This is a genomic window from Nitrococcus sp., from assembly GCF_059432795.1.
In genome coordinates this window covers 31,638-45,818 of the sequence record NZ_JBXWZQ010000030.1, presented here as the reverse complement: position 1 = coordinate 45,818, position 14,181 = coordinate 31,638, and the positions used below count along the sequence as shown (strand labels likewise).

General features: G+C 58.8%; 15 protein-coding genes. 8 read left to right on the top strand and 7 right to left on the bottom strand.

Annotated elements, in window-relative coordinates; translation table 11 throughout:
• Positions 1-104: 104 nt before the first annotated feature.
• From AC52Q4_RS02660 to AC52Q4_RS02650, 3 genes are all read right to left on the bottom strand, one after another.
• A complete protein-coding gene (locus AC52Q4_RS02660) occupies positions 105-920 on the bottom strand; it encodes a transporter (protein ID WP_495535252.1) in 816 nt (271 codons plus the stop codon).
• A gap of 109 nt (positions 921-1,029) precedes the next feature.
• Entirely contained in the window at positions 1,030-1,461 is a 432-nt protein-coding gene (locus AC52Q4_RS02655; protein ID WP_495535251.1) for a hypothetical protein, read from the bottom strand.
• Between the two features lie 584 nt (positions 1,462-2,045).
• Positions 2,046-2,429 carry a response regulator transcription factor gene (locus tag AC52Q4_RS02650; RefSeq protein WP_495535250.1) on the bottom strand — a complete coding sequence of 128 codons (384 nt, stop codon included), beginning with the start codon at positions 2,427-2,429 and terminating at the stop codon, positions 2,046-2,048.
• Between the two features lie 379 nt (positions 2,430-2,808).
• Between AC52Q4_RS02650 and AC52Q4_RS02645 the strand changes: the two genes are divergently transcribed.
• Complete coding sequence (locus AC52Q4_RS02645) at positions 2,809-3,111, top strand: transposase (RefSeq protein WP_495535249.1); 303 nt, start codon at positions 2,809-2,811, stop codon at positions 3,109-3,111.
• Between the two features lie 17 nt (positions 3,112-3,128).
• Positions 3,129-4,118, top strand: a complete 990-nt coding sequence (locus AC52Q4_RS02640) for an IS3 family transposase (RefSeq protein WP_495535248.1) — start codon at positions 3,129-3,131, stop codon at positions 4,116-4,118.
• Positions 4,119-4,197: 79 nt separating this feature from the next.
• Here the strand turns inward: AC52Q4_RS02640 and AC52Q4_RS02635 are convergent, their stop codons facing one another.
• Both AC52Q4_RS02635 and AC52Q4_RS02630 read right to left on the bottom strand, forming a co-directional pair.
• Positions 4,198-4,863: a response regulator transcription factor gene (locus AC52Q4_RS02635; protein ID WP_495535247.1), complete on the bottom strand. Its 666-nt coding sequence runs from the start codon at positions 4,861-4,863 to the stop codon at positions 4,198-4,200.
• Positions 4,820-6,694 (bottom strand): sensor histidine kinase, encoded by a 1,875-nt coding sequence (locus AC52Q4_RS02630; RefSeq protein WP_495535246.1) that lies wholly within the window; start codon positions 6,692-6,694, stop codon positions 4,820-4,822. The genes AC52Q4_RS02635 and AC52Q4_RS02630 overlap by 44 nt, the downstream gene beginning before the upstream one ends.
• A 784-nt stretch (positions 6,695-7,478) precedes the next feature.
• On the opposite strand from AC52Q4_RS02630, the gene AC52Q4_RS02625 reads away from it, so the two are divergent.
• Positions 7,479-8,159, top strand: a complete 681-nt coding sequence (locus AC52Q4_RS02625; RefSeq protein ID WP_495535245.1) for a hypothetical protein — start codon at positions 7,479-7,481, stop codon at positions 8,157-8,159.
• Between the two features lie 100 nt (positions 8,160-8,259).
• Complete coding sequence (locus AC52Q4_RS02620; protein WP_495535244.1) at positions 8,260-8,811, top strand: hypothetical protein; 552 nt, start codon at positions 8,260-8,262, stop codon at positions 8,809-8,811.
• Between the two features lie 81 nt (positions 8,812-8,892).
• On the opposite strand, the gene AC52Q4_RS02615 is transcribed toward AC52Q4_RS02620, so the two are convergent.
• Positions 8,893-9,405, bottom strand: coding sequence for a hypothetical protein (locus tag AC52Q4_RS02615; RefSeq protein ID WP_495535243.1), 513 nt, complete (start codon positions 9,403-9,405; stop codon positions 8,893-8,895).
• Between the two features lie 171 nt (positions 9,406-9,576).
• Here AC52Q4_RS02615 and AC52Q4_RS02610 point away from each other — a divergent pair, with 171 nt between their 5' ends.
• From AC52Q4_RS02610 to AC52Q4_RS02595, 4 genes are all read left to right on the top strand, one after another.
• Positions 9,577-10,743 (top strand): ABC transporter permease, encoded by a 1,167-nt coding sequence (locus AC52Q4_RS02610; RefSeq protein ID WP_495535242.1) that lies wholly within the window; start codon positions 9,577-9,579, stop codon positions 10,741-10,743.
• Positions 10,744-10,821: 78 nt separating this feature from the next.
• Entirely contained in the window at positions 10,822-11,556 is a 735-nt protein-coding gene (locus AC52Q4_RS02605; protein ID WP_495535241.1) for an ABC transporter ATP-binding protein, read from the top strand.
• Positions 11,553-12,491 (top strand): MlaD family protein, encoded by a 939-nt coding sequence (locus tag AC52Q4_RS02600; RefSeq protein ID WP_495535240.1) that lies wholly within the window; start codon positions 11,553-11,555, stop codon positions 12,489-12,491. The genes AC52Q4_RS02605 and AC52Q4_RS02600 overlap by 4 nt, the downstream gene beginning before the upstream one ends.
• Before the next feature lie 13 nt (positions 12,492-12,504).
• The gene (locus tag AC52Q4_RS02595) at positions 12,505-13,164 is read left to right on the top strand and encodes a PqiC family protein (protein ID WP_495535239.1); all 660 of its coding nucleotides are present in this window, start codon (positions 12,505-12,507) and stop codon (positions 13,162-13,164) included.
• A gap of 204 nt (positions 13,165-13,368) precedes the next feature.
• On the opposite strand, the gene AC52Q4_RS02590 is transcribed toward AC52Q4_RS02595, so the two are convergent.
• The gene (locus tag AC52Q4_RS02590; protein WP_495535238.1) at positions 13,369-14,109 is read right to left on the bottom strand and encodes a porin family protein; all 741 of its coding nucleotides are present in this window, start codon (positions 14,107-14,109) and stop codon (positions 13,369-13,371) included.
• Positions 14,110-14,181 lie beyond the last annotated feature (72 nt).

Sequence of the window (14,181 nt, the reverse complement as noted above, 5' to 3'; positions counted from 1 at the left end):
CCGGCGAGACGGGGCACACGGGCGTATCAGCCGGGATATGCGGAAGGCACCCTGCGTTCTGGTGGGGCAAGCGGTTCATTCGTCCAGCGAAGATGTCCACGGACTCAGCGCGGGAACAGAAAGGTCAGTTGCGCTCGCAAACCCCAACCCTCCACGCCGCTGTCCGGAGAAGCCGCCCAGTAGCGCGCACCAAGGCTCACCTGCATCGGCACACGGCCCGGCTTGAGCAACTGCGCCACCGAAACGTTGATGGGCACCGACCAGTGCTCCGCTTTCCAGTCGTAGGTCGACTCTGTATTGAGGCCGAATGTCGTACTGGTTCGGGTGACGTAGGCGAGAAAGGGCTGCATGAAGGTTCGGTTGATGTCGGCGCGGCCGTCATCGCCTGCCACCGACCAGATGTGGTTGGCCAGTGCGCCGTAAGTCCACGGGCCGCTCTGCTTGAGAGCGACTGCCGTCGGCCCCAGGCCCCATTTTTCTTCGCCCAGCGTATGCTTCGAGGCCGTGCGCAGGAGTTCCACGGGACCCACCCCCCAGATCCATCCCCCGGCGGTCGGCGCCTTCGGCGAGAAAAATTGGCTCGCGAGCACGTCGCCAAGTCCGGAGTCATTGCTTCCGATCGTCGGAATATTGTCTTGGTCGATCACGACGGGGACTATGGTCCGCGTGATCAAATTCCACTTGCTGTTCAGACTCAAGGGAACGACCGGTTGAATGTTGACCCGGCTTACCGAGCCCTTGTCATTCGGGCCGGCGTTCTCGTCGTAGTTGTACTGAAAAGGCACGCTGATCAAGGAGGCAATCGGGTTGGCGAGCTTCTTTGCCAGACCGGTCGATTTTTCGTCTTGAGCCCCGGCGACGCCTAGCTGCCCAGCCAGCGCGACGGCGATTGCAACCCTAAGACCTGCCGCCTTACTCATTGCTTTCTCCCCGGGCCTGTTAGCGGACAAACAACACTTTGCGGCTCCGCTCAGAGAAGTCGGCACCAGCCACGCGCCGCCGGCTCTCAGGACGGCCCGGGTCAAACCGTCAAAACGTGTAGGCGATATTGACGCTCGGCCCGAACTCGCTGACGTCGTAGCGGTAGTAGTCGGGGTCGCCGGGGCTATCATTCTCGAAGTGTATGTTCCGGTAGGTGAAATGCAGACCCGCCTTCCATGATCGAGCGAACTGCCAAGCGAGCTGCGTCGTGAAGTCCCAGTAGGAATCCGGCTCTCCGAAGCCCACCACCGCCTGGTTCGACCATAACAGCGTGTCGGTAAACGGATACTCGTGGTTGAGGCCGACGAGATAGGTGATCCAGTTCTGATTCAGCGAGCGCTTGCGCTCGGTGTTTGCACCGGAAATCCGTATGTTATATTCATGTTCCGTATACCGCACGCCTGCCAACGCGCCCCACCGGTGACCTCGCGTTTGCGCAAACTGGTAGGCTCCCGAAGCTTCCGTGACGTTGTAATCCAAGCTGACTTGCTTTTTAGCGGGGGCAAAGCACCACCGGGGACGTCAATTGTCGACTCATCCTCAAGCTTCAAGTGCGCATAACCGAGGTGGAATGTCCACCTGCCTTTCGCGGCTGATGCTTGGACCTGTAAGGCGGACTCAGTGAATTCTTCGATATCACCTGCACTCAGATCAACGTCGGCCTTCTCCGCGCCTCTGAAGCTGGTGAACCCAACGTCACCCTCAACGAAATGTGCGTGCAGCCCCGTGCCGATCTCGAATCTCCAGGGACCGGCATCCTCCTGCGCCCGCACCGCGTCGATCTGCGTTAGCGCCAGTACGGCTATCAGAATCAGCGAAACCGCCACGCTTCTGCGCATTGATTGGCTCCGGTCCAGGGCGATTTGTTTAGCCCCTCTTCTTCCCGCAGCCGGGCTGGGCAAGGCACCAACGCCATTGTGCGGAAACCCGCCCTTACATATGGACACGTTAGCTCCGTGACGGGCAGAAGCCATTGGACCTTGGTCTTAACATCGACCTCGCGAGATCGCACGCCTTTGCCGCGGGCAGCGACGTTCCCGCTCACGGTCTAGGGAGGCCCCCTGTCAGCTATCCGCTGCCACCCATTGAATGGCGTCAATCAACGCGCGATCGTCTACGGGTTTGCCGAGAAAGAGCTTTGCGCCGAGCTGGTGCGCCAGGCATCGCGTCTCGTTATCATCGCGAGCCGATACTGCGATCACCGGTACCGAGACGCCCATGGCGCGCATGCGTTGCACCACCTGCAGGCCGCTCATGTGCGGCATCGTGATGTCGAGGAGGAGACAGCCAGGCGGGGTAACGGACGGAATATGCAAGAGAAATGACTCCGCCGCGTCGAAGGCGACCGCTTCGAAGCCGGCGGCACCAAGCAAGCGTAACAGGCTGCGGCGGACCGACTCATCATCGTCGAGTATGTAAACCGTAATGGCTTTGCGGATACCCGCCATCACCAGATCCTCGCGGCCTGCAAGGAAACTAGCGGAATAAACCGATCTGGAATATTGGACCTTCGGCCAACGGGTTTGACGTGGATTGTTGTTTATCGCCAGGAACCAGCCGGAGATGGGCGCGGCTAGCTCACAGGAAATCTGGAGTCGAAGGGCACACATAGCTCCACGGACCCGAGTCGCCCTCTGATTTGAACAAGGCCGCGCAAGCGAAGAGCAGTTATGTGGAGTGCATAAGGGCGTGACGCGCGTCTCTCCTGATCATGCGCGCAAGGCCTCGCGCAGCGACGGTCGAGCCGTCCGCTTCCGCATGTATAGCTCCGATTTCTCCGGACACGAAGGTACGTGATACTTGAAGTGTCCAGAAGGAGACGTGGAAATGGCGAAGAAGTCGACGTTGACGCCAGAGCAGCGAGCCCAAGTCGTGCTGCGATTGTTGAGCAAGGAAGAGCCAGCGGTGCAGATTGCGCGACGCGCGGGGATATCCGAGCAGACGCTGTACCGTTGGAGGGATGAGTTTTTCAGCGGCGGCAAGCAGGCGTTGAACGGACGCGGCGCGCACTCGGAGCAGGCCAAAACGATTAAGCGGCTGAAGGCGGAGCTGGCCGAGCGCGACCAGGTGATCGGCGAGATTACGATCGCCAATCGCATTTTAAAAAAACTTTCGGGCGACTTGAGCTGACGGAGGCGGTGCGCTCGATGATTTCCCAGGCACAGAAGGCGTCGAAGCCGCCGGCGCGACTGAACCAGCTGCTGAAGTGGCTCGGTGTTTCCCGCTCGGTCTGGTACGCCCGCCGCAAGGACGAACCGAAGAAGCGGGGGCGCAAGCCCAAGGCGGTGGCGGAGGAGTTGGCGCTGGCGATTCGACAGCTCGCCGAGCAGTACCCGTGGTGGGGCTACAAGCGCATCGCGGTAATTGCTCGGCGCCTGGGAATTGGCGTGTCGAACAAGCAGGCCTACCGGGTGATGAAGGAGGCGGGTCTGCTGCAGAAGCGGCGTGTTCGGCAGGCAGAGCTCTACCAGGCGGCGCGGCTGTTCGAGCTGTTGCCGCAGGGGCCCAACGATCTGTGGCAATCCGACGTCACGTACATCCACATCCCCGGCCACGGCTGGTGGTACGCGGTGACGGTGATCGACTACTACTCGCGCTACCTGCTCGCTTGCTACTTCACTCCGAGCTACCGGGCCGTAGATGTCGCGGCGGCGCTCGATGCGGCGCGGGCGGAGGCTGAGCGCTTGCACGGCCCACTCGAGAAGACGCCGTTTCTGGTGACCGACAATGGCTCGAGCTTTCTCGCTCGATCGTTCCAACGGCATATCGATGGCGACTACGCGCACGTGCGCATCCAGTATCGGACGCCGACACAGCTCGGGCTGTTGGAGCGTTTCCATCAGACGCTGAAGACCGAGGAAGTGTACTGGAAGCTGTATGCGACGCCCGGCGAGGCCCGAGAATCGCTCGAAAAGTTCCGCCGCCGTTACAACGAGATCCGCCCGCACTGGGCGTTGGCGCCTACCGAAGGCGGCGATCCGGTCACCCCAGTCGACGTCTACGTCCATGGTCACGCCGTGCAGTTGCCGAAGTGGCAGAGCTGGGCGAAAGCGGCAAGGAAGAAGCTCGCGCAGATGACGGAGAACCTGCATTTTCCGATGCCGAACGAGCCCACCGAGCCGACCCTCTCATGTTAGCGAGTAGTCACACAAAACGATGTTGGGGGTGTCCAGTTGATTTCGGAGCCAAGACACGCATCGTGCGGCTCGGGCATCGCTACGGCACGACAGAGTAGTCAACGCTTCCGCGCTCACGCGGTTGCACCCGCGCTATCTCACATACGCGAACCAGCTCGGCAACCGAACGGGCCCGCATTTTAGCCATGACGCGGGCTCGGTGAACCTTCACCGTCTTCTCGGCAATTGCCAGTTCGGCGGCGATCTGCTTGTTGAGATAACCGCCGATGACATACTCCAAGACTTCCCGCTCTCGCGGCGAGAGTTGGTCCGCGGCGAGCTGCGCGTTCTTCAACCGACCAAGCTGGCGTCGCATTTCGGCACTGTGTTTGAATGCACGCTCAACGGTCTCGAGCAGAACCTCGTCCGAAACCGGCTTCAGCAAATAATCTATGGCGCCCCGCTTCATGACGCTGACGCTGGTTTGGACATCGCCAAACCCGGTAAGAAAAACGACGGCAAGCGCCGGGCTGCGCTCGCGGAGAAGCTCGTGCAACTCCGGGCCCTTCACGCCCGGCATTCGCACGTCGATGACAGCACATCCACTGGCACTCGTAGAGACGGCCAAGAGCAGATCGTAGGCGTTCTCATAACATTCCACGCGATAGCCGCCGGCTGCGGAAATCAACAACCGCAAGCTTTTGCGAACGCTTGGGTCGTCGTCAACGATGAAAACGGTAGGCTCGTCCTTCGTGCTTCGATCCATCTTCGCTACCTTCCTTGGAGGTTCGAACGCCCTCCAGGTGAGTGCTTGAATCATCGGCCGCAGCGGGCAATGCAACGAAGAACGTCATGCCCTCCTGGCTATCGTTGCGCTCCGCCCAGATTCTGCCGGCGTGCGTCTCGACAATGGAGCGGCACACCACCAAGCCGATACCCATCCCCTCGGCTTTTGTAGTGAAAAACGCATCGAACACTGCGTGGAAATCGGACTCCGAGATACCGGGGCCGTTGTCCTGAACCGAGATCCACACTTCCCGGTCTTCGCCAGCTGCCACCCCAACACGAATCCGGCGCCGGTTCGGCGGTCTCCCATCGACTGCCTGAACGGCGTTCATCAGAAGATTGAGAACCACCTGCTGCAGCTGTGTTTTGTTGACCACAACCGAACATCCTTCCCGCAGGCCATGCGTACACTCGATCCCCGCCGCCGTAAATTCGGTACGCATTATCTCCACCACTTCAAGAATGCATTCCGCCACGTCGACTCGCTCGGGCGGAGTCTCCTTGCTGGAGAGCATTGTTCTCAATCCGCTGATTATCTTACTGGCGCGCTTGTCGTCGCTTGCGATATTCACCAGGAGCTCGCGAATCTGAGTGAGATCCACGGAGTCCCTGTCCAGGAAGCGCAAGCCCGCTTGCGCGTTGCTGAGAATCGCGGCGAGCGGCTGCAGCAACTCATGGGCAATCGATGCGCTGATCATCTCCGTCCGCGCCACTCGCTCCATATGCCAGAGCTGGTGGCGCAACACACGCGCTTCCTGCTCCGCGGCTCGCAGCTCGGTGACGTCGGTCGCAATGTTGCCGAGCGCCCAAACCCTGCCGTCCGAATCAGCCACCGGGAACCTGACCGAGTACCAAGTGCGCTTGCCGGCCGCGGTGTCGAACGTCTCTTGAGTGTCCAGGCTCCAGCCCGTTTCGATGACCCGCTCGTCATTGGCTTGGCTCACATCGGCCCGCTCGCGTGGAAACAGCTCGTGGTCGGTGTGACGGAGCACCTTTGGCAGATCGAGCAAGTTTTCTTCCTGGAACCAGCGGTTGACGTATAGATATCTTCCGTTTCGATCCTTCAACGACACGATGCCGGGGACATGATCGAGTACGATTTGCATTCGTTGCCGGGTCTCACGGCGTTCACGGCCCAAAACCCTGCTCATAGCGATGACTACGGCGACAAATGCGAACTGAGAGAGGTAGAAAATGCCGCCGAAAGCAACTCCGTCCAGAGCTAATACTCCGAAAATCGCCATGGCAATGCCTAGCGATACCGCCTCTCGTCGGGCTCCCTTCCGGTACTGTTGGACGCAGGCGTAGCCTGCGTAGGCGAACATCGCGCCGCAGCCGAACCATGCGGCAACGTACCACGCAGATCGCGAACCTGCCGATAGATCCACGATCTTCTCGCCCCAAGGAAGCGTTTGAATATGCAGGACCGGCATTCCGGAAAAGTGCAGCCCGTGGCGGAGCACGAGAAGTCCGACAAGAGAGAGAATGATGAACAGGCCGCTCAGGATGACCGGCGGCCATCTCGGTCGGGCCCCGGTGTAACTGGCGATGAACCAAGGCATGATCGCCAACGCCAGCATCGCCGCAGATAGGTCTAAACGATGCAGTCTAATGAGACCCTCGACCGACTGCGCCTGATAAGTGGCCGTTCTCAGGAGCACGTAAATGCCAACCGCAGCGCACAAGGCCGAGAAAAGAAGCTGGACACGCTCGGCCGGTCGTTGATACCCGATCATGGCATGATGGATCGCCGCAAATAAGGCAATGCCGGCTGTCACATAGAGGGCGGGCAAAAAGACCGACTTCGCCATCTCCATCCTTCTAACGCGGGGGCCTTGTTTTAGGAACGACGTGTATTAAGTATATGGAGCAAATTGCGGTCAGGAGTTGACCTGCATCAACAGGGTATCGCGGGCAGGTTTTCTCAAAGAGCGGCAGCGCCTTGCTCGAGCCGCAGTCCCCCTTACATCATTCCGCGCGCCTGCCCAGGAATCGGTGGCTCCCGCCGCCCACCATCCGGATGTCCTGCGCGGCCGCTTCCATCGTAAACGGCGACGGCTCCGGTCGGCGTCCATCACCAATACCGAACCGGAGCAAGGACCGGGAACCCGGGAATAGGTTGGCTCACTTCGGCCATAGGACCAACGTCCAATTTATTCCAATCATGCAGAGGGCGTACGCTTTTGCTTACAAGCGCATGCAAGGGAGCCGGCGGAGCAGCTCTGTGTGCCGTCTTAGCCTCTCATTAGCCGAGACCAGGCAATGGAGCCGGAGCCAGGCTGAGATGGTGGGTAACGACGAGCAAGCCCAGAGCGAGTCGCGCAAACTGAAGGAAGAGCCCCCGTCAACCGCAACCAAGAAACACAAACCAAGCGCATTAAGGCACGCGGGGACTGAAATTGATGAAAACCACGCGCGCCTGGCGGGGGCTTAGGCCCAGACATATTGGTGGACTGGGTAAACGCGCGGTTGTGATGTGCGCTTTGCGGACCTTTATCAAGGTCATCGCTGGACTCGCAGGCGCAAGTACGCTGTCCTGCTTTATTTTGCTCCCGCAAGGTCGAGCGGCCGCAGCGCAGAACGCTGGAGACGCTGATGCAATGGCTGAAGACAACCAATGAACCGGTGCGAGCGTTTCGCATCGAGTCTCGTTGGCCCGCCGCACTGGCAATTCTCGTGGTCCTCTTCTTGCTCACAATGTTGCCAAGTCGCGTTCGGCTTTTCCCATCCTGGTTCGCCTATGGGATCGGAGTCCTCTTGCTGGTGCCGATGGTCGGTCTCTATCTGACCGCTGGACATCCGCAGTGGTGCAGAGCCGAGCGGGCTTCTGCGCTGCTCGCTGTGGTGCTTGCAGAAGCTGCGACCTTTTCGACTCTGTCGTATCTGATGTTGGCGATGCTGAACCGACCGGAGGAATTGAGCGGCCGTCAGCTGTTCACTACAAGCGTCGCGGCCTGGGTTACCAACGTGCTGACGTTTTCGATCGCCTATTGGCAGATCGATCGTGGCGGCCCCGAAGCCCGCGGGAACGACGCTAATATGCGACCCGACTGGCTCTTTCCGCAGACGGGGCTTCCCGAGCAGGTGCCGCCCGACTGGCGACCGACGTACGTCGACTACCTTTTCCTTTCGTTCTCGACGGCTACGGCTTTTAGCACCACCGATGTTCTGCCACTGACCTCGCGCGCGAAGATACTCATGATGGTTGAGAGCGCGATCTCGCTTGCAACACTCGTCGTTGTCGCGGCACGCGCGATTAATCTCCTCGGCAGCTGACAAGAGCCAGTGGGATGGAGCTTGTTGGCACGGAATCGGTCTACGCTTATGACGAAGTCTACGCTTATGACGAAACAACCCACGATAAGGTGTAAAAGGCATGCACCGGAAAACATCGTTTTATAGAAAGCTGAGGCCCTTCACCCTCGGGATGATCCCCTTCGCTGCCGCAAGAGGCATCGCTATTGCGATTATCTTTGTCGCATTCATTGGCGCGAGCGAACTTGCCGTGGCAGAAGAAGATGCAACATATAACCCCGCTAGCTTTAGGCAGACGGTCAAGGCTGGCATGAGCTCATGCGCGGAGCGTATCGGGTACGATCCCAATGCGGCCATCGAAGAAACGTCTCTTGGAGAGAATGAGCGTGCATGGCGCAATTGTGTCTACGAGGTTATCGAAGAGAGAATTCTTCCGAGAACCCGCGTCCCGAACAAGTACGAGAATCTTATTGCTGAAGATCGGGCGATGACCGACGCGATTGAAGAGGGTCGGCTAGCCCGCAGCCAGCGTCGCAGTCGGCTCCAAGAGCTTGCCAATGAGATTTCCGCTGCCGAAGCAGCGCAGATTGCCGCATCCGATTCGAGGGTGGAAGAAATTGAGGCGCAAGAACAAACTGAATTTGTCCGGCGCATGGTGAATGGCCTTCGCTGAAATTGCGTCGTCTGGATGTCACCGGCTCAGGGATGGCCCCAAGCCTGTGTACTCCTTAGCGCAAGCGCTTGCCCCACAGCGTTATTGCGATGGCGCCTCGAGCCACTCGCAGCGCTCTTTGACCAGTGGCAGGGTTCCGCCTGTGCCCACACCGCGCGCGATAAGGCTCATGACACGCTCATCGTCGTTATATTGGGCATGGGCTTCGGCCGGATTGGCTAGCTCGACCGTATCGAAGAGCGTCATGACTTCGGCAACGTTGATGATGACGTTGTCCATGGCCGGACACAGGCGGGAGTCCATATACTTGTCGGGGTAGTCCGGTGGTACTGTCCAGCTCAGTATGTCGTTCGGATCCGAGAAGGCGATGATATTGAGCTGCTTCATCAAGCACTCATCCTGCTTGTCGCCAGCCGCGCTGCAGTAGTCGTCGATCTTGCCTGTCACCGCCGGCGGTTCCCGTCCGAGCTGAAGCAGGGGGAGTTGATTGGCGAACATAAACACCGTGAACTCCTCCTGCCGCATCGCGTCAAGGAATGCCGGGGGAACGCGCAAGGCGCCCAAACGTGGGTCCCCTTGCCCCTTTGCGGTCATCTCCGCTATCCGCTGCAGGGAATCGATGACGATGCGAACTTTTTGCGAGACACATCCTTATTGGACCAAAGTCCGATAGGATGATTCCCCGCCTTTATCCTATGGTGGTGATATCGCAATGCTTCATCGAAGGGAGCAAGGTGAACAGCTTGAGACCATGCGGGCCCACTCATGGATGAGCAGCACAAGCCTGAAATTGGGAAAGCGGCGGCCAAGAGCCCTCTGGAGTTCAGCCGTGCGGAATCAGGACGTCTGCTCCTCACCCTCTCGGGAGACTGGTTCCTCGAGGGTGCTGTACCGTCGGCCACCACCGTGGAGGAGTGGATCGAAGCGCATCCGGGAATCAACGCAGTTACCATCGATGCACATCGCTTGCGGGGTTGGGACAGCAGTCTGCTGATTTTCCTCGTCGCTGTAATCAAATATTGCAAAAGAAACAATATTGAGTTTCAGCCTTCGGATATTCCAGCGGGGGTGCAGCGTCTGCTTTCGCTGGCTAGCGCCGTTGCCGAGAGGCAGGGGGCGCGGAAGATAGCAAAGCGGGAGTCCTTTCTCGAACGGGTCGGCACAACCTCGGTGAATGCCTGGCAAGGAACCCGGGAAACAGTCGATTTTCTGGGCGAAGCGGTCATTGCATTCGCGAGGATGCTGATTGGCAAGGCCCGGTATCGGCGAACGGATCTGGTTCGGACCCTCCAGGAGAGCGGCGCGCAGGCGCTGCCGATCGTCTCCCTCATCAGCCTTCTCGTCGGTTTGATCTTCGCTTTCGTCGGGTCCATCCAGTTAAAAATGTTCGGAGCCCAAATCTACGTGGCCAGTCTCGTCGGCATAGCCATGATCCGGGTGATGGGAGCGATCATGACCGGCATCATTATGGCCGGCCGCACTGGGGCCGCCTTCGCAGCCCAGCTCGGCACCATGCAGACCAACGAGGAAATCGACGCTCTGCGGACCCTCGGCATTTCTCCGATCGAATTTCTGGTCCTGCCCCGCATGACCGCTCTCATCGTGATGATGCCCTTGCTCACTCTTTACGCGGATCTCATGGGGGTGCTGGGAGGTTTTCTGGTAGGCGTTGGCATGCTCGACATCACCCCAACGCAGTATTACCTACAGACCAAGGAGACGGTCCCCCTGAGCAATCTCTGGATCGGCCTCTTCCACAGCGCCGTGTTCGGGGTGCTGGTGGCTCTGGCGGGCTGTCTTCGGGGCATGCAGTGCGGCAGAAGCGCCTCGGCCGTCGGCGAGGCGGCAACATCCGCGGTGGTCACCGGCATCGTGTGGATTATTGTGGCCACGGCCCTCATTACATACGCCTGTGAAGTTCTGGGGATCTAGCCCATGCCAGAAGAAAGACCGGCTGAGGCGGTTATCGAAGTACAGAACCTGGACATGGGATACGGCAGCTTTGTGCTCATGCGCGACCTGAGCTTCGCCATTGATAAAGGAGATGTCTTCATCATCATGGGGGGAAGCGGGTGCGGCAAGAGTACGCTGCTGAAAATTCTGGTGGGATTGAAAGAGCCCCTGCGAGGCCGGGTCCGGTACGGCGAGACCAGCTTCTGGGAGACCCTACCGGAGGAACGGGAAAAGCTCATGCGGCACTTCGGGATTTTGTATCAGTCCGGCGCTCTCTGGAGCTCCATGACCCTGGCGGAAAACATCGCGCTGCCCCTGGAGCACTATACGGACCTGCCGGCCGGCCGAATCATGGACCTTGTCGCTCTGAAGCTTTCCCTGGTGGGACTCGCGGGATTCGAAGACTACTACCCTTCCGAAATCAGTGGTGGCATGCGAAAAAGAGCCGGCCTGGCTCGGGCCATGGCGCTCGATCCCGACATCCTCTTTTTCGACGAGCCCTCGGCCGGCCTCGACCCGGTGAGCGCCCGGCAGCTCGACAACTTGATCCTTCAGCTCCGCGAAAGCCTGGAGACAACCATCGTGGTAGTCACGCACGAGCTGGCGAGCATTTTTGCCATTGGCAACAACTCGGTTTTCCTTGATCCGGAAACCAGGACGATGCTGGCCAGCGGCGACCCGAAAAAATTGCTCGCCGAATCGAAGGACCCAAAAATCATCAATTTTTTGACCAGAGGCGAGGGGAGGAAGGTGAACCGCCATCCGCCCCCTGATCAAGAGCCCGCACGATGAGCAAAAAAGCGAATAAGACACTGATCGGGGTCTTCGTCCTTGGGGCAGTCGCCCTGTTATTTATCGCCGTCCTGGTGTTCGGTTCGGGAAAATTTTTTAAACAAAGGCCCTCTTACGTTCTTTTCTTCGAAGGATCGCTGAAGGGCTTGAGTGTCGGATCTCAGGTGGCCTATCGGGGAATTCCCATCGGAGAGGTGACCGGCGTTGACGTGCTGCTCGACCGCGAAAGGGCGAAGGTGCTGATTCCTGTCTACATTGAGCTCGACCCAGATCGTTTTACCGTGGTCGGAGAGGGTGTCAATAAACCGAAAGTTCTCGACAAGAAGGGGCAGCAGCAGTTCGTCAATCGCCTGATCAAAACGGGATTTCGGGCCCAGCTGCAAATGCAGAGTCTGGTCTCCGGACAGGTGATGATCAACCTGGATTTATTTCCCAACAAGCCAGTCCGCCTGGTGGGTGCGGACCCCCGGCATATCGAGGTGCCCACCGTCCCGACTGACATCCAGGATATAGGGAGAACCGCTGAGAAGGTTATAGCCACGCTACAAAGGATTCCATTGGAGCAACTGGTTGAGAACCTCTCCAGCGCTGCGAAAGGGTTGGACAAACTCGCCAATGGGGCGCAAATGCAGAAGAGTCTTGATACCCTTAACCAGATGCTGGCGAATATGCATGTTCTCGTGCAGAGTGTGAACAAGCAGGTAGGCCCCATGGCCGAAAGATTCCGGGCTACCACTGAGGCGGCGATTGCCGCTCTCAAGCAAGCCCAGCGCACCCTTGCCACAGCCGAAAACATCGCGGACGGCAATTCGCCCTTGGGCCATCAACTCACCGCGACCCTTCAGGAATTAACGGCCGCAGCCTCTTCGCTGCGCGGCCTGGCCGACACCCTTGAACGCCGACCGGACGCCCTGCTCCGCGGCAAAAGCGAATAGGAAGGAAAATGAAATGAGGAAGACCCGGCAATGCTTTTCCTCTTTCATCCCGCTCCTGCTAGTCCTCTTAACAGGATGTGTCAACATCGGCAAGGGAACCCAGAATGCGACCCATTTTTACCGGCTCGAAAGCTCTTCCTTCGTGTCCGAATCGGAGTCGGGGAGACCGCAGGCGGACACCCTTTCCGGCGACCTGACCATTCTGGTCGCACCAGTGCGAATCCCCGGCTACCTGAAAAGGTCTCAGATCGTGACCAGGAGCGGGCTTAACGAGTTCCGGCTGGCTGAATTCGAACGCTGGGCCGAGCCTCTGGGTGATAATATTGCAAGAGTGCTGGCCGAAGACCTCGGAGAGCAGCTGAATACCAATCGGATCGACTTCTACACCTGGAATCATCCAAAACCCCCGGACTTGCAGGTCGGTATGGATATCTTGCGCTTTGACGGCGCGCCCGGAGGGGATGTGCTGCTCAACGCGAGGTGGAGCATAGCAGCTCCAGACAGCGAAAGAGAGCCCTTAGTGCAGGAGGCCAGCATCCGGGAAAAGCTTGGCGGTCCCGGCTATCCGGAGCTGGTGGCAGCCATGAGCCGCAGCCTTGCCAAGCTAAGCCGAGCGATTGCACGATCGATCAGAACCGCTTTCCCTGAAGGGAAAATCAAAACCGTGAGATAGTTGACTATTTATCCGACAGTCCGCCCTGGTGATTGCATAAGGGCGTGCCTAAACCAGTGAAGGCTTGTCCCTCGCGCCCTACCAAAGTTATTCCCAGCTGCTCCATTGCGCGGTCCACGGCGAGCACTGACCTGACCGCACAGGCGAGAAAGTCGGCTGCTTTTGGAATGCCGATTTGCCATTCCATAGCTCGCCTGAGTCAGATCAGAATTTGACACCCAGACCGACGATGAAGCCCTGGAGGTCTGCGTCAAATTCGTTGTCCCTCTTCCCTTCAAACTTGTAATGCAGCCGACGGTAACCCACTCGGGCAGCGAGGTTCTCCGTGAACTGGAACTGCAGCTGAGGCTGCAGCTCATAGATAAATTCCGAATCGCCGCCCCCACCGACGGCTAGCGTCGGGCTAAACACGATCCAGTCGTGATAGAGCGGAATCCTGGGGCGCACGACAAGCATGGGGTCCACCAGCTCTTGAGTCCGCTTCGCCTTAGCGCCTTGTATGGTCAGTTTGTTCTCAAAAGATCCATACCGAAATCCAACCATCGCGTCTATCGTCGAACCTTTGAACGGCCCATGAAACTGGTAGCCTCCGGCGGCTTCTAGGAGCAACATGTTCGTCTCTAATTTCGCGTCCGACGGCACGTCACCCAAGTCGTCGCTCTCCAACCCGACGTAATCAAACTGTGCCCACATTACGAAGCGATTCTTGCGCACGACACCCAGGAATGAGCCGCCGATGTCCACATCATCCACCAAGTCATTGAAGTCCATGTCGACGTTGGCGGTTCGGCCGCGCACGGTCACATCGCCATCGATGCCCGCCGCCCAGAGGTACGGCGTAAACTCGAACGCCCACCCCGTATTGAGGCTATCGTCGGCTTCGGCGTTGATACCATAAACCATGACGAAGGCTGCGACCGCAGGAATCAACCACTGTTTATGCATGGCTAACCTCCACTGATAAGAATCATCCGGACGAAATCGAAGCTCCCGGATTGCGGTCTCACTTCACAGGAG

What these genes read in the sequence shown, in the direction of transcription:
- AC52Q4_RS02660 (WP_495535252.1), bottom strand. Translation starts at nt 920, where the DNA reads ATGAGTAAGGCGGCAGGTCTTAGGGTTGCAATCGCCGTCGCGCTGGCT.
- AC52Q4_RS02650 (WP_495535250.1), bottom strand. Translation starts at nt 2,429, where the DNA reads ATGGCGGGTATCCGCAAAGCCATTACGGTTTACATACTCGACGATGAT.
- AC52Q4_RS02645 (WP_495535249.1), top strand. Translation starts at nt 2,809, where the DNA reads ATGGCGAAGAAGTCGACGTTGACGCCAGAGCAGCGAGCCCAAGTCGTG.
- AC52Q4_RS02640 (WP_495535248.1), top strand. Translation starts at nt 3,129, where the DNA reads ATGATTTCCCAGGCACAGAAGGCGTCGAAGCCGCCGGCGCGACTGAAC.
- AC52Q4_RS02635 (WP_495535247.1), bottom strand. Translation starts at nt 4,863, where the DNA reads ATGGATCGAAGCACGAAGGACGAGCCTACCGTTTTCATCGTTGACGAC.
- AC52Q4_RS02630 (WP_495535246.1), bottom strand. Translation starts at nt 6,694, where the DNA reads ATGGCGAAGTCGGTCTTTTTGCCCGCCCTCTATGTGACAGCCGGCATT.
- AC52Q4_RS02625 (WP_495535245.1), top strand. Translation starts at nt 7,479, where the DNA reads ATGCAATGGCTGAAGACAACCAATGAACCGGTGCGAGCGTTTCGCATC.
- AC52Q4_RS02620 (WP_495535244.1), top strand. Translation starts at nt 8,260, where the DNA reads ATGCACCGGAAAACATCGTTTTATAGAAAGCTGAGGCCCTTCACCCTC.
- AC52Q4_RS02615 (WP_495535243.1), bottom strand. Translation starts at nt 9,405, where the DNA reads ATGACCGCAAAGGGGCAAGGGGACCCACGTTTGGGCGCCTTGCGCGTT.
- AC52Q4_RS02610 (WP_495535242.1), top strand. Translation starts at nt 9,577, where the DNA reads ATGGATGAGCAGCACAAGCCTGAAATTGGGAAAGCGGCGGCCAAGAGC.
- AC52Q4_RS02605 (WP_495535241.1), top strand. Translation starts at nt 10,822, where the DNA reads ATGCGCGACCTGAGCTTCGCCATTGATAAAGGAGATGTCTTCATCATC.
- AC52Q4_RS02600 (WP_495535240.1), top strand. Translation starts at nt 11,553, where the DNA reads ATGAGCAAAAAAGCGAATAAGACACTGATCGGGGTCTTCGTCCTTGGG.
- AC52Q4_RS02595 (WP_495535239.1), top strand. Translation starts at nt 12,505, where the DNA reads ATGAGGAAGACCCGGCAATGCTTTTCCTCTTTCATCCCGCTCCTGCTA.
- AC52Q4_RS02590 (WP_495535238.1), bottom strand. Translation starts at nt 14,109, where the DNA reads ATGCATAAACAGTGGTTGATTCCTGCGGTCGCAGCCTTCGTCATGGTT.